The organism is Treponema sp. Marseille-Q4523 (assembly GCF_016901105.1).
GTDB lineage: Bacteria > Spirochaetota > Spirochaetia > Treponematales > Treponemataceae > Treponema_D.
The window spans coordinates 1-15,120 of sequence record NZ_JAFEVM010000009.1; the positions used below are offsets into that span (position 1 = coordinate 1).

At 40.3% G+C, this 15,120-nt stretch carries 8 protein-coding genes; 6 read left to right on the top strand and 2 right to left on the bottom strand.

All coding sequences use genetic code 11. The annotated features are described in order from the left end of the window. Nucleotides 1–99: 99 nt before the first annotated feature. Both JSQ97_RS04195 and JSQ97_RS04200 read right to left on the bottom strand, forming a co-directional pair. On the bottom strand, nucleotides 100–1,395 hold the full coding sequence (locus JSQ97_RS04195) for an ISNCY family transposase (RefSeq protein WP_205074896.1): 1,296 nt from the start codon (nucleotides 1,393–1,395) through the stop codon (nucleotides 100–102). 75 nt (nucleotides 1,396–1,470) lie between these two features. After that, entirely contained in the window at nucleotides 1,471–3,528 is a 2,058-nt protein-coding gene (locus tag JSQ97_RS04200; RefSeq protein WP_205074897.1) for a DNA topoisomerase, read from the bottom strand. Between the two features lie 502 nt (nucleotides 3,529–4,030). On the opposite strand from JSQ97_RS04200, the gene JSQ97_RS04205 reads away from it, so the two are divergent. The 6 genes from JSQ97_RS04205 to JSQ97_RS04230 all read left to right on the top strand — a co-directional run bounded on the left by JSQ97_RS04205 (nucleotide 4,031) and on the right by JSQ97_RS04230 (nucleotide 15,037). Then, a complete protein-coding gene (locus JSQ97_RS04205) occupies nucleotides 4,031–4,585 on the top strand; it encodes a hypothetical protein (RefSeq protein ID WP_205074898.1) in 555 nt (184 codons plus the stop codon). An 11-nt stretch (nucleotides 4,586–4,596) separates the two neighbouring features. Continuing rightward, nucleotides 4,597–5,769, top strand: coding sequence for a hypothetical protein (locus JSQ97_RS04210; protein ID WP_205074899.1), 1,173 nt, complete (start codon nucleotides 4,597–4,599; stop codon nucleotides 5,767–5,769). A 100-nt stretch (nucleotides 5,770–5,869) separates the two neighbouring features. After that, entirely contained in the window at nucleotides 5,870–6,586 is a 717-nt protein-coding gene (locus tag JSQ97_RS04215; RefSeq protein ID WP_205074900.1) for a VirB8 family type IV secretion system protein, read from the top strand. After that, nucleotides 6,583–7,647: a TrbG/VirB9 family P-type conjugative transfer protein gene (locus JSQ97_RS04220; RefSeq protein ID WP_205074901.1), complete on the top strand. Its 1,065-nt coding sequence runs from the start codon at nucleotides 6,583–6,585 to the stop codon at nucleotides 7,645–7,647. Before JSQ97_RS04215 ends, JSQ97_RS04220 begins: the two co-directional genes overlap by 4 nt. Then, nucleotides 7,637–9,025 (top strand): TraB/TrbI/VirB10 family type IV secretion system protein, encoded by a 1,389-nt coding sequence (locus JSQ97_RS04225; RefSeq protein ID WP_205074902.1) that lies wholly within the window; start codon nucleotides 7,637–7,639, stop codon nucleotides 9,023–9,025. The genes JSQ97_RS04220 and JSQ97_RS04225 overlap by 11 nt, the downstream gene beginning before the upstream one ends. Before the next feature lie 15 nt (nucleotides 9,026–9,040). Beyond that, nucleotides 9,041–15,037 carry a hypothetical protein gene (locus JSQ97_RS04230; protein WP_205074903.1) on the top strand — a complete coding sequence of 1,999 codons (5,997 nt, stop codon included), beginning with the start codon at nucleotides 9,041–9,043 and terminating at the stop codon, nucleotides 15,035–15,037. The last annotated feature ends 83 nt before the right edge of the window (nucleotides 15,038–15,120 follow it).

A 15,120-nucleotide genomic window follows, 5' to 3' on the forward strand; every position in this document is an offset into this window, starting at 1 on the left:
ACTTAAAAGAGATCAAGAGACAATAAGTTATCGATCTGCTTTTGCAGGCAGATTTTTCAATGAGAAAAGTAAAATGAATGAACCGACACGTGTCGGTCGCTATGCTTTCTTTTTGCTGTTCCCGTATTTTAGAAATTGAGTCATATCTATGTCAAAATAGACTTCACGAAATTTCGGTTTTGCATTCTGTAAGAAGACTTTCTCAACGAGCTCCTTCATAACTTCCGGCATCTCCTTTCCGGAAGTATCTGTCTCTACGAGTTTTATTTCGTAACGTTTTTCAGATTTCTCCGGTGAAATCCATATGCCTTCATATTCGTTCATTTTAATAACAATTTTCGAATTCGGCAAATCCGGTGTAAAAAATTTATAACCTTTAAACGTAAATATACCACCACGATCCGTTCGTGCCGGAAATTTTGCACGTAGAACGCTGTTGATTTTTTTCATATCCGCTTTTATAAATTTCGATTCTTTTCCTTTTGCTTTTTTCGCATATTTTTTGATAAAACGAGGGATATATACGTTTGCCATAAATTCATTTGCATCATCGATAGTTTTTATCCCGTGTAGCTTAAATTGTACAGGTAGTTGCTTTTGGATTGTTCCCCAAAAACGTTCTATTCTTCCTTTTGCTTGCGGAGAATGTGCCGGAAACATATCGACACCGAGTTCTTCCATCATGCGGCCGAATTGGGTAAGATGCTTTTCTTCGTCAGTTGTTTTTTGGGATACAAAAAACACACTCGCCTTATCTGGATACAGTTGTTCGGGTATGCCGTATCGAAACGACATCTTCCGAAACGCCTCAACATAACCGAAAAGACATTCATTTTTTGTCATATGTAAACCGAGAGGGATTCCGGTAGCATCATCAATATATCCCTGTATACAATATCGTTTTCCGGTCCCGAACCAATCAAAGGGCGTACCGTCTGCCTGTACGAGTTCTCCGAAATGTTCTTTTCTCTCTCGAAATAAATGCACGTCTTGCTTTTTCTTTGACCTATAATTGACAGGTGTTTTGTAGCCCAATGAATTTAGAATTGATTTTACCCAGCTTACGGATGCTTTAATATTAAATTCATCGTTTAAGATATCGGTAAAATACATATATGTCACTTTTTCAAACGGATTAATTCCGTCTATTCTGGTGTTTTTAAAGACATTGATGATACGATTTCTTCGTAGCTCATTATCATGAGACCTATGGCACTTTTTGAGATTGCCGTGTATGAAAGCCGTAACACCTTTTGATCTGTAGGCTTTAATATTCTGCTGTATTGCCCGTTGCGACAGCCCCAGTTCAAATGCAGCTTCCGCTGTGGTCATTTCCTTTGAGATACATTTCATAATATACCGTTGACGTGTTGCTTGTGCTTTTGTTAATTGCATACCAAACCTCCTTAAGTTTGTACTTTAAGTGTAAAACAGGGTTTTTGATATGTCAATTTATTTTTTCAAGTCGTTCTATTTTCGCTTCAAAAATACGGGTTCCAATTCATAGTTTTTTTTCGGGTTTAGTATAAATGCACATTCATAGCTTCCGCCGTCTTTTTTTGTGCACTTCTTTACCGCACTCTTTTTTCCGGAACAGAGGTTTTTTATGTCCGTTTTACTGAAGGTTGTGCCCCGGGTCTCTTTCCACAACGATTTAAAAGTACAGCCGTCCTTATATCCGGTGCAAAACCAGCTCTTTTGGCTTTCACGTATCGGTCGTTTACATAGAGGGCAAAGAATATCATCAAGGGATGTTATATTAAAGGTGCTGACTTTTATAGTTTGTGTTACGGCCGTTCTCACGTATTCTTTAATTGACTTCCCAAAGGCGATTGGATCGGCGGCAAGATCTTCTTCCCATTGCGTCGTAGCCGTAATATCGGCAAGAGCTTGTATCGATGAGTTACGGATAGTATCAAGTAAAAATGATCCGAGAGGGGTACAGATGAAATTCTTTTTCTGTAATTCGATGTACCCTGACTTCATCAACTTCGGGATAAATGTATGACGGGTAGCCGCCGTACCGATACCGACGAGTTTTTTATGTGTTTCGGTTTCGAGCGACACGTGTCGGTCGAACTTCGGATTTTCCATAAACGATAAAATACTTGCTTCATTAAAATGTTTCGGAGGCTTTGTCCATTTTTCAGCTGTTTCAATATCTGCAAGGTATACCTCATTCCAATTGACAGAATCCAATATCTGGCTATCGTCTTCCGTTTTTTCACTTTGAACCGACACGTGTCGGTCGGGAAAAATCGTCGTAAATGCCTTCCATCCTTGCGCTACAATTTTTCTTCCTGTTATTTTAAAAGTATTTCCAGATACATTGAGGATAAAAGTTTGTCGGATGTATTTTTGCGGGGGCAAAAAAGCAACAAAAAAACGTTCAAGAATTGTATTGTAAATGTTTTTTTGCTCTGGTGTCGCATTTTCAGGAAGCTCTTTGAGGGGTATTAACGCATGATGTGCCTCAAGTTCTTGGTCATTAAAACATCGTTTATTGTCCGGTGATATCTGTACAGCGGATTTCAGCGGCGCGTAGTTCGGATAGACAGTACATAATCTTTCAAAAATAGTTTTGCAAAGCGTGATATTTTCACTTCCCATAACCCTCGACGGTGTTCGTGGGTAAGAGACGCATTTAAGTGTTTCATACAGTGATTGAATAATTGTAAGCGTTTGAGACGCCGTATAGCCGAAATAGGTATAGGCATCCTTTTGTATCGCATTTAAGTTATATAATTGCGGCGGGTATACCTCTTTATTTTCGCTTTTACTGTCTTTAAGCTGCGCGTGCATACCTACGCAGCTTCGCAGATTGGATATTCGTCCGTCATCGGGGAAATCCGTTTTATCCGCCTCAAAATAGATTCCCTTATATTGTACTGTCCGACCGACACGTGTCGGTCGAAATATCCCGTAGTGTTCAAAATACTTTTGACTGACAAAATGCGTAATCGCGTCGCAACGCGCCTGTATTGCTGAAAGAATGGCTGTCTGTACTCTCCCGACGGGCAAGCGTTTTTTTGCTGCGGCGCTGATATACCGTGAAAAATTCATACCGACAAGCCAATCTGCATGTTGCCGTGCAAAGCCTTGAGACGCAAGCATCGCATATTCGGTAAGAGGCTTTGCCGTTTTTATGCCCTCTTTAATTACTTCCGGTGTTAAGGCCTGAGATACCCAAAAACGTTTTATTTTCGAAAAATCGGTAATTCCCGCCTGTGTCAAACATTCGCGGGCAATAATTTCACCTTCTCTATCCGCATCCGTAGCAATAAGAATATTATCGTTTTTATGCGCTTGCAAGAGCTGGAGTACCCTTTTGGTTTGCTCGACGGTACTTGGATTGATGCAATAATCGAATCGCTCGGGGATAACAGGAAACGTTTCGGCTGAATAATGTGCCGGTTCTTCCAGATTAAAAAGATGTCCGAGACAATTCGTTATGGTAATTCCGCTGTAGCCGGACAATGCTGACGCAAACTCTTTTGCGACAGACGGCTTTTCCGTGAGGATAAGCATTTGAACTCCTTCTTGGGCAGGCAGAGTTCATTGCGATTATTTTACAGCGCTATGGTAGTTTTAGCAATAGTACGTCTTTCACTTGGATTGTTACGTGAGTAAATCAGACCGTCACGTGTCGGTCGGAAATTTCGATAAAGGTGTAAAATTACAGGTTTAACGGAATTTTGGATAGTATTGACGACGGAATAAATAAAAAAAAATAACAAACAAAAAAACACCTAACTCTTTGACGCAAGATAAAGGTTTGTAATGCGGTCGCATTTTTTTCTTTGTAATACAACGAGTTATGTGTATTACAGGTGTTTTTCGCGTAATGTATATTTTTTTTCTACAATAATACAGCGTAATGTATGCAAAATCATACAGTTTTATAACGTAAATAATAATATTGCAAAATAGACAAATATATATTATTATTTAAGTAAGAAATTGCACTAAAGGTGTAAAATTACAGGTTTGTCGGAAAAACATGTATTTCTCGAAAAAAAGAATCAAAATTTTGGCAGAAACAATAAATACTTCTACAGCGTTATTATGCAAAATTACTTTTGATATCGGCTGGTGCGCTGATTTGGAACTCGGCGATACGATCGATATTTTATTTCAGACATGGAATATCTTTTGGGAAAAACAATACCACAGTCGATACTATGCTTTTGAAGGAATGTTGCGGAGATTTTTGATTACGTGTGATGAAAAGCAACATATATTTAAACCGCATTTTTCCCTTTTTGCTTTACTGCCGAAGAAAAATACAGATAGAGAAAATGTTGAACATCGATTATATCTGGCTTGGGTGAATGCGTTGAAACAGCATAAGGAGGCTGCCGTCAATTTTGAAATCTTGAAAAAAGAACATACCGAAGAAGCGGTACGGGTATTTTGTACGGCTGATAGTATTGCAAACGACAGCGGTAGCACTCGACCGACACGTGTCGGTCGGACTGTGTCAGAGTGTGTGAAGAAAGCAAAAGGTATGCACCGCTTTTTTTCCGTCAGCGGGCTATTTAAAGATGCTTTGAACCGACACGTGTCGGTTCAGAATAACGGATAGAGGATAATACCATGCCATCATATCTGAAAGATATATTTACAAACCATCCTACGAAAAAACCTTATGAGGAAGACTTATATAAAGTACATAAGGTTCCGTATAAAAAAGATGACACACGGCTTCTGAAAACATTGCTGAATTCCAAGTCGGTACGCCGACAACGGAACGTCGCTCTTTCAACTGGACAAAGAAAAGGTGTATTTCATACTGCTTCCAATGTAAAAGATCAGCGCGTTACATTCAAAACTTCTCACAGTCCATCGCTTCAGGCACATAATAAATATCTTACTGTATATATGCCGCAGAACAATAAAGATACCGTAAATGAAAAACCCGTATTATTCGGAGTTGATGTGGGCGAGTACGATAATGCGAAAGTTTCGATGCACCATAAAATGATCATCTCTCCGGAAAATCAAACGGTTAATCTTGAAGTGCTCGCAAATGAATTTATAAAAAGAGTGGAATCTATGACCGGCTATAAATTGTATTGGAGAGGAGCAATCCATAACGACACCGCGCATCGTCATGTACACCTGTGCATAAACGGAAAAGATAAAAACGGTAAGAAAGTTTATTTTCAACCGGAAATGATAAAACACACGATGCGTGAAACTTTATCGTATGTCGCGACGCAGTTGGTGGGTGAAAGAACTGAAGCGGAAATTGCTGCTGCGCAAAAGAATATGATAACGGCTAAACGGTGGACAAGACTTGACGAGCAGCTTGAGAAATATCAGGAAAAGATAAGCGTCCATTTGCTTAATCAGGATATGCAAAACAGGCTCGCATTTTTATCCAAATTGGAGCTTGCAACGAGACATACAGATTTCTATGAATTAAAACCGGAATGGAAAGAAGTGCTTATTGCGACTGGGCGATACAATACGTTCTTTGACGAATATCAGCGGGTAAACGGCAATCTTACCCTTTACGCCGGAGGCGGTATAAAAGGAACGGTTGAAAAAGTTATTACATTTGACAAAGATGAAAGCTGGAATGATGCGCTCATTATTAAACAAAATGATAAACATATCTACGTTCCAATTTATCAATTGAAAAAAGAAGATATACAAGGAAAAGAGGTGGAGATTACAGAGGGCAATCGTAAACTGTCGCGGCAGCTTACCGACCGCGACATTCATGTTCATAATACAAAAGAAAGTCGTGATAGCTATCTATAGATAAAATAATAATGCTTTATACAATAAACAATATTGACAATAGCGTGATTTTGTCGTAAGCTACGGTAAAGTATCTGCCCGCCCATCTTGGAGATACTTTATGAGTACGAAACAATATCTTCCGACAGGAAAGGCTGTTACGCCTTTTAATCCGCAGCTGGAGCATTTCGATTGGATAACAGGACAAATTAGGCAAGAAAACAAAATATTACGCACTGTAGCCATCATATCCTGCCTCGCATTTTTTCTTTCAATCGGCATAACGTTGTATGCCGTCGCACAACCAGATTCTATTCCCGTTTTGATAACGATGAATGACTTCGGGCAAACATCGTATGTCGGTCCCGTTACAAGGAAAAATTATCAAAATTTCGATGTACCGGAACTTGCGATGCAGTACCAAGTCAAAGATTTTATCAACCTCTATTACACGCTTTCTACCGACAAGACCGTCATGCGTAAATCGGTTAATAAAATGTATCATATCCTTACATCGACAACGGCATCAAAATATTCATCACTTCTCAAAGAGGAAAAACCGTTTGCGGATTTCGGAAGCCGTACTCGCGAAGTTCTTTTTCAAACCGAGCCGCTGAAATTATCAAAAGATTCTTATCAGGTGGATTTTCAAGTCGTTACTCGTCAGCTTTCAGGTTCCATTATAAATAATATTACATATCGAGCGGTTATAAGCGTGAAAACATTAAAACCCAGCGACGACGATATAAAAGATAACCCGCTGGGAATCTATATTACTGCGTTTGACATGAAACAGATCGACATAAGAATTACAACCGGAAACGGAGGAATCAAATGAAATATTGTAAGGCCGTGATAGCTATAGTTTTGATTTTCAGTGCATGTTCAACGACAAAAAATTTAGAAAAGAATATAAATACCGATGCTTTCGAAAACAACGGAACAAAAAATATCGAAGAAGAAAAGCAAAAAAATGAGGCTGAATTACATGACTACTATGTACAAGAAGAATTAAAAGTACAAGACGTTGAAAATACCGTTGTTTTTATCGACAGGCCGGTATACATCCCGGAACAAAAAGATATACCGGAAAACGAACGAAAGAATGAAACAGGTTATGACGCTACGCTATCCAGTCAAAAGAAAGCAACGGTAAAACCGGAAAACTATAAAAACGGAACATTTTTTTATCAGTACAATGAAAACCTTGTTTACGAAGTCTATGCACAGCTGTATCATCTTACGGATATTGCCCTCGAACGGGGTGAAATAGTTAATGGTAATCCGCTGCTTTCGGAAGATGAAAGTGTTTGGGAACTTACTGCAGGAGTGTCTAAAGACCCTGATACGGGTGAAGATGTGCAACATTTTTTTATAAAGCCTGCACGCCTCAAGCTCGATTCGACTTTGATTATTATTACCAATCGTAGGGTATATCATTTCCGCATAAAATCTTTTTCGGATACACACATGGCAATGGTTAAGTTTACTTATCCGGAACGAAGAAATGTGTATGCAAGAGCAAAGGATACGGCAGAAAACGGTCGCAGCGTTGAAAGCGATTTTATAAAAATTTCAAATCCTGAATTTCTTTCCTTTGATTATAAAATAAAATATTCTATGTTCAAAACCCCAGAATTTCTTCCGAAACGTGTGTACGACGACGGGCAGTCTACCTATATACAAGTCGATGATATCGTACTTCATAAAAAATTGCCCGTACTGTTTAACGAAAAAAATGAAATTGAAAATTACAGCGTGAAAAAAAATGTATTTGTTGTTCCTCGTTTGATTAATAAACTTACTCTTAGGCTCGGAAAAGAAAAAGTCACAATAGAAAAGAAAAAATCGAACGCAAAAACTGCTGATTCGGAAGAAGGAGTAAGCGGTGGAAGATAAAACACTTGAAAATGAAAATACATTGGATGATACTCTCGTCGATCTTCGCGACGAAATCGATAACGAAGAAGAGGAGTTTACTCCTCCGGAAGAAGAGAAAGAAGAAGTAAAAGAGTTGAATGTCGGGAATATTTTTGCTGCCATTTTTATCGGTATAACGGTAATTTTTCTCGTCATCGTAACAGCAAGCGCAGGTAAATCCAAGAAGAAAATTCAAAATAAGGAGCTCGATAAATCCGGTAGTAAAACCGTTGTTGAATTCAAGGATAAAACAAATAAAGAGCCGGATATGATCGAGGACATACAACAGCCTTTCGAAGAAAAAACACAAGAAGATATCAAATCGGATGACGTCGATAAAATCCTCGATACATTACCTCAAGAACTTCAAAGCGGACAAGCACCCGTTACTTCCGTCGGTACTCGTTCTTCCGGCGGATCGGGAAAATCAGACAGACCCGATACACGAAATTCAAAATCGCCGAGAAAAATTGAGGGAATAGCAGGTAGAGAATATATAAGTCCCGACACCAATGCTGCTATCGTCAGCTCCGTTATAAACGGAGGATATTCTGCAGCCGCTTCGATGATGTCGAAAGAACAATATATCGCCCAACAAATACAGCAAACGCAGGCATTACAAAAGGCTTTATACGGTAGTAATGCATTCGGGAGTAATGACGGCGGCAATCACAGTGCAAGCGCATACCAATCGAACAAAGAAAATTTTTTCAACAATCAGCGCGCCGGAGGCGGGGGCGGACAATATTTATCGTATAATTCTTTGTGGGACGGAACAATAATATCCGGCGAATTGGTTACCGCAATCAATACCGATAACCCCGGCGTTGTTATTGCCCGTGTCACGGAAAACGTTTATTCAAGTTATGATCACTCTTTTCTCTTGATTCCCGAAGGTTCGCTCCTTTATGCAACCTATAACTCATCAGTAAATTACGGACAAAATAAAGTACAGGTTGCATGGAATCTGCTTATTCGTCCCGACGGCTACAGAATTGTGCTCGGTAACATGAACGGTGTCGATATTCACGGTGCGAGCGGTTACACGGGCAATGTATCGAATCATCCGTGGGCAACTTTAAAAGCGCTCGGGTTGATTGCAATGTATTCAATAATTCAAACTGAAGCGATGAATAATATCAACTCACAAAGAAATGAATATTTACAAAATGCAATGTCAGATGTTTATACACAATCCGCAAGGCTTGGAAATAAGATCATCGATCGAGCGCTGGATATAAAACCGACTATCAAAATAAAACAAGGAAAAGAAATTAAATTGATAACAAACGTACCTCTTGAGCTTCCGCCGTGTGAAGTTTATCAGGTAACTCGCAAATATATACGGACAAAATAAAGAAGGAGCTTAGCAATGAAAAACAGTGTAAAATCAGTACTAATCTATGTCGGACTTTTGCTTGCAGTAATCGGTAGTACATCTTGCAAAATGTTCGAGAGTTTTAATGATTCCGGCAACGACGATAATTCTGTTACCATCTCATCTTTGTCATTGGCAAAACAGACGCTGACAATGACGGCCGGATCAATGGATTATATTACCGTCAAGGTGCAGCCGGTAACAGCGCAAAAGAACTGTAAACTTACTTGGACGTATGATACGACTATAGTTAGTTGTGATACGTCGTCGAATTTCGGCGTTACTATTACGGCCTTAAAAGAAGGGCAAACTTCTTTACGATGTTCATACGGCGGTTATGACGCTACCTGTATTATTACCGTATCAGGACATCAGCCGGGATATGAAGAAACTGTCGAACCGTATATTTACTCGAATACGACAATATTACAAACCAGTCCTGGAATAACCGAAAAAGTATTTGTCTCTTTATATGGTGGAACCGCTGCCGATATCGACGGCTATGCGTGGAGTTTAGACAATGCTTCGGTAGTAAGTATTCAGCCGACAGGTCAATATTGTTTAATTACGGCAAAAGATTCCGGATATGCGCGGATCAAGGTAACGCATAATAAAGCTGCGTATCCTTATTATATCGGTGTTTATGTTTTTGCCGACGCAACGAAAGTCCCGTACATTACAACCTCATCGAATATCCTCACCATGAACCAAAACGCAGGAGAGCAGACAATAACATGCGCTTTGGTGAATGGAAAAGACAGCTCTCTTGACAGCTCATTCAAGTGGGAAATTGTTAATAAGGATACTGCTGAAAACCCCATCGGTTTATCATATAATGGAAATAAAGCTGTCGTAACACCGCTTCGTAGCGGAAGCTGCACGGTGCGCATTACGCATCCTGATGCACCGTATCCGCTTGATATTCTTTGCCGTGTTATCACTATTGTGAAAAACGTATATATTAAACCTGATAATACGATCATTACGCTAAACGGTACGACAGAACAAACCGTAACGTGCAGCCTCGAAAATATCAATATCGGAGACTATTCGATCGATGAATATCGGTATGCGCTCGATAACGCAAGTGTAGCCGAGATAGTCGGCTCGGTCGGAAATCAGGTAACACTGAAAGGTCTTGCAAACGGCAGTACGAAACTCATTATTACACACCCGAAAGCCGCCTATTCGCGCGAAGTCCTCTGTATCGTTACCGGACAATTGAAAGATGCAATCGATGCGTCAAAATACATTACAACAAGTCAGAATTATATCAGAACAAAAATAGGGGCGGAACCGACAGCGATCTCTGTCAGTTTAAAAGGCGGAGAAGATGGCGATGAAAACGGATTTAAATGGGCGGTAAAAAGTAGCCCGTCAGACGGCGGTAATTCCGATGTAATACAACTTGAAACGACAAACGGAACAGTCCTTCATAGTCGTTCTGCCCGTTCTGCGGCAGGTACGACCTATGCGTATGGGAATGCATATATTACACCGAAAGCCGAAGGTACTGCAGTAATTACAATAAGCCATCCAAAGATTGTTTACACGACAGAAATCCTTGTAAAAGTTTTAAATGCAAATGCCGTACTCGAAGAACCCCTCTATTTCACAGGGCTTGGCTTGCTGCGCATTGTAAACGGAAAAGAGCTTGAATGCCGTGTCGGATTAAACGGAAAAACAAAATCTCCTTCCGATGAACAGAATATTACATGGCATAATAACGATACAAGAATTTCCGTCATAGGCAATGGAACCGTAGCGACCGTTAAAGCTCCGCCGCATGGAACAGGTTCTACTGTTTCGCATATTACCGTGAGTCACAATAAAGCCGAAGAAAATAAATCAATTATTGTGATGACAGCCGATGATGAAGAAACGTTAATGAATATGAAGGCGATTTATGCCGACAAATTGTATTACAATTTTGAAGTAGGAAAAGAAGCCGAAGTTGTTTGTAACGCAGTCGGCTTTGAAACATATGATGCACTAACCGGTACAAAAACGGAATACGACTATGCAATGTTTACGTGGACGACAACGGATCCTTCCGTAATTTCAATTACAAAAAATCCGCGTAATCCGTTGAATTGTACGATTAAAGGCCTGAGAGCGGGAAGCTGTAAACTTACCGGCTCAATAGAAGGGTATTCATGTGAATTCAAAATAACAGTTTATCCGCTCGGTACGGTCCATACCGATCCGGAAGTGTATTTTACGACCTTGCAAAATGTTATTACACTAAAATCAAAAGGTAAAACAGCTACGGTCAATATAACCGCCGTAAATCTCAATGCCGGTAAGCAAGCAAATATTGTTTGGACAAGTGAAAATACCGATATCGCAACTGTTCACGCAAACGGTACAAGCGCAACAATTACCGCACAAAAAGAAGGTGAAACGGTTATTCATATCAAACATCCGGAAAGTCAAAACACACTAAAAATCTACGTCCGCGTTGGAAGCGAATATGTAATACCTAATGTAAAACCGCCGGTATATGTGTCTGCTCAAGATGTTCTGACTATGCTTAGAGATGATCCTGCACAAAAATTACAGGCGGTTTTAGTAAATCAATCCGGTACAATTCCAAGCGGTTTTCATTTTTCCATCGATAACCAAGATGTCGCAAAAATTTCCGCCCAATCGCCAAACGGCATTGCATATATAAAACCGACCGGCAGCGGACAGGCGGAAATTACCATAACGCATACCGCGACGACGATCTCGAAAAAGGTTTTAGTCGTTGTCGGAAACAGTTCCGAAGAGCTTGCGGGCTTTGTATACTTAACAACGAATAATAATGTCGTTGCCGTAGGGGAAGGGAATACGAAAACCGTTTCCGTCTCCGTAAAAAATTCCGACAGCATTATTATGGACGGTTATACATGGTCATCGAATAATCCCGATATTGTAGATATTACATCGAGCGGAACAAGCGCAGTATTAAAAGGAAACAGTATCGGAACGGCCGTAATTACCGTAAAAAACAAGTATTGTAAATATCCGCTACAAATTATTGCGCAATGTGTCGATCCGATTGCCGCAGCTGCAAGCCCGTATATTCAACTGAATGCCAGTGTCATGACTTTAACTGTCGGAACGACATATACGTCCATAACGGCATCACTCGTTGGAGGTACGGAAAGCGATAATTCGAAATTTATCTGGGCGGCAAACGATTCTTCCATTTGTGCAATTTACGGACAGAATGAAGTCGGTAAAGTAAGGGCGTTAAAAGCCGGAACTACATATATTACGGTGTCTCACCCTAAGGCCGCCTATGCTGCGCAAATTCTTGTCGTTTGTGATACGGTGAAAGAAAGTGATTGTTCCATAAGCGTGCCGAACAGCATTATTACTATGAAACCCACCGATTCGGCGCAGACAATCACGGCAACGCTCATAAACGGCAATGCGGCCGATAAATACAACTTTACGTGGTCGCTTGATGTGTATGACATTATTAATTTTCAATATTCCGCGAACGTCTGTACTATCACGCCAAAGCAAACCGGCACGGTAACTATTACCGTCTCCCACCCGAAAGCGGCCTATGACCAGCAGATAATTGTTAATGTACAACAGTATTCGACCTTTTCGTTCCCGAATGACAGTATGACTATCGAAAGGGGAGATGTACAATTTATTAAAATGCAAGTACCGACGACCTCAGTGACAACGCATGTCGAATACTCTGTAGAAAATTCAAAGATATGTTCGGTCGCCGGTACAAAATCCGTTGCACAACTTACGGCAGTGGGAGCGGGAACAACGACTGTAAAGGCAAGGCTTATTGCAACAAGTACCGGAGTAAAGCAAGCGGAAACGGAGATGATGGTATATGTTAAAGAAAAACCGGTAAGTGCCGTTTATATTACCGCATCTTCGACAATATACACCGTGAATAAAGGAAAAAGCCAAACTCTGAGCGCGACGTTGATGGGCACAGGTGTTACGGCAACGGATCAGTATAATCTCAAATGGACATCAAACGACAGTGATATCATACAGGTAACCGGTATCAATCAGGATGGAACGGTAAAAGGGCAGTCCATTTATATAACCGCAGTAAAAAGCGGAGAAGCGGTCATTACTTGTTCGCATGAAAAAGCTGCAAGTTCCCTGCAATTTTATGTCGTTGTACCGGGAACAGGTGAAAAGACTGTTACTCTCAATAAGTCGTATATAACCTTATTAAAAGGGTCGAGTGGAACTCCATTAAAAGCGACAATCGAAAACGCTGAAAATAACAACGATTATAATAATTTGATATGGACATGCGAAGGTGCAAACGGAATTGAAGTAGTAAGGGTTATGGGCAGCGGACAGAATGTAACAATTTATCCGCTCGCAGTCGGGGAAGCAACCGTTATGGTACAACTTCCCGATAGCGCAAGTGTGGCAAAATGTACTGTTGTCGTTAAAGCCGGTAAAAGTCTTGTCTTTGAAACGAATAGCAGAAAAGTACAGCCGATGCACTCGAAAGTCTTGAATTATATCGTAAGTCCGCCCGATGCAGTGCTTACATGGACGATGTCGCAAGGTATTGGTGAAGACTATTTTGAATATAAAGATCTCGGCTGTAACAACGAAGGAAAGGGACAGGTGGAAATCACCGGCATTAAGGAGGGATCCGGAATACTTGCTTGTGTTACGGACGGAGGTGCAAAAGCGCAATGTTCGGTACGGGTTGCGTGGGATTATGAATTTTCCGTTGCCGGAAGTACAACATTTACCTGTACGCCGGAAGAAACAAAAACAGTTGAATTTAAAGTTTCGCCGGTAGATTCAAAGATATCCGTCGTTTCAACCGATGAAAAGTATTTTGCATACGAAATAAAAAATAACGGTGACGGTACGGGCACAATAACATTTACACCGACCACTGAAACGCCTGCAAATATCTCTATCAGTATTATTGCTCAAAATCCGGGTAAAGATGATGAAGAGGTCGGAAAGAAAATTCTGACTGCTGCGTTCCGATATAATAAGCTGACACCGAAGATTTCAAAGGTTTCCGCTTCCGGTAACTATTCAAGATGGGATAGCGATTCCGGCGTCGTTGTCATCGGCGACGGGGAAAATATAACGCTGAAATTCGGTATACAGGAAACAAAAGCGGACGGGTTTATCGAAGAAGTTAAATTCGAATCGCAGGATGCGTATAAAGAGCAATTCGGTATAAATGAAATAAAAGAAGAAGAAAACGAAGGTGAAACGGTAAAAACGCAGACTTATAAAATATTTGATAAGAACAACGACATAATAAAATATGAATATCTTATTGAAAAAGTCCTTGTCCCGTATTACGACGGCGTCCCGATTGTAGATTGGAAAACGGACATGGCTTGGCTTATGGGACATTGTTATCATCGCCTTCGGATTTGCAGTAAATGGTTTGCTTTAGTAAGCAAATCGCACAGCAATATTACTCGCTGTATAAAGCATGCACCGACATATAATAATGTACTGCCGACATATTATATTTTGGCAAACTGTTGTTTGTATCACGGTGCAATAGGTTGCAATAATGAAGAAGAATCTGTCATCTATGAACGATCTTTTTATGGTGACAGCGGAATTGATCCGGGAAAATGGGCACGCGGTTCACGGTTTACCAAAAAAGAAGATCCGAGTTACCGCAATACGGTAATGGATGCTGATGAATTTGAACGTATCGCATGGTTTTATTGTTGCGGAACCCGCCCTGCCAATGCTGTGTGGTGTCATAGAGGAGATTTTATCGAGACATGTTCTATGGATTATTCATACAGACCGCTTGGCTGTGATGGAGAAGAACTCGGAATCAGTGATTTTATAATGAGTGAAAATGTTGCGGCGACGAAACGATCCTCGACGGATAGGAGCGTTAAATCATCCGTCATGATCGGACGCCTTGCTGTAAAAGTGCATCATGGCAACACTTACAAAATGGTAAAAATTCCGGTGTACTACGAAATACGAAACTGCGCGATGAATTATTGATTTATATTAAAAAAAGAGGGCTGATATCAGCCCTCTTTTTATCGTCAGAATAAAAAAATCGTTTAGGTTAAATTTATACTTTT

Coding starts and splice junctions, on each gene's coding strand:
- JSQ97_RS04210 (WP_205074899.1), top strand. CDS start 4,597: ATGCCATCATATCTGAAAGATATATTTACAAACCATCCTACGAAAAAA.
- JSQ97_RS04230 (WP_205074903.1), top strand. CDS start 9,041: ATGAAAAACAGTGTAAAATCAGTACTAATCTATGTCGGACTTTTGCTT.
- JSQ97_RS04220 (WP_205074901.1), top strand. CDS start 6,583: ATGAAATATTGTAAGGCCGTGATAGCTATAGTTTTGATTTTCAGTGCA.
- JSQ97_RS04215 (WP_205074900.1), top strand. CDS start 5,870: ATGAGTACGAAACAATATCTTCCGACAGGAAAGGCTGTTACGCCTTTT.
- JSQ97_RS04195 (WP_205074896.1), bottom strand. CDS start 1,395: ATGCAATTAACAAAAGCACAAGCAACACGTCAACGGTATATTATGAAA.
- JSQ97_RS04200 (WP_205074897.1), bottom strand. CDS start 3,528: ATGCTTATCCTCACGGAAAAGCCGTCTGTCGCAAAAGAGTTTGCGTCA.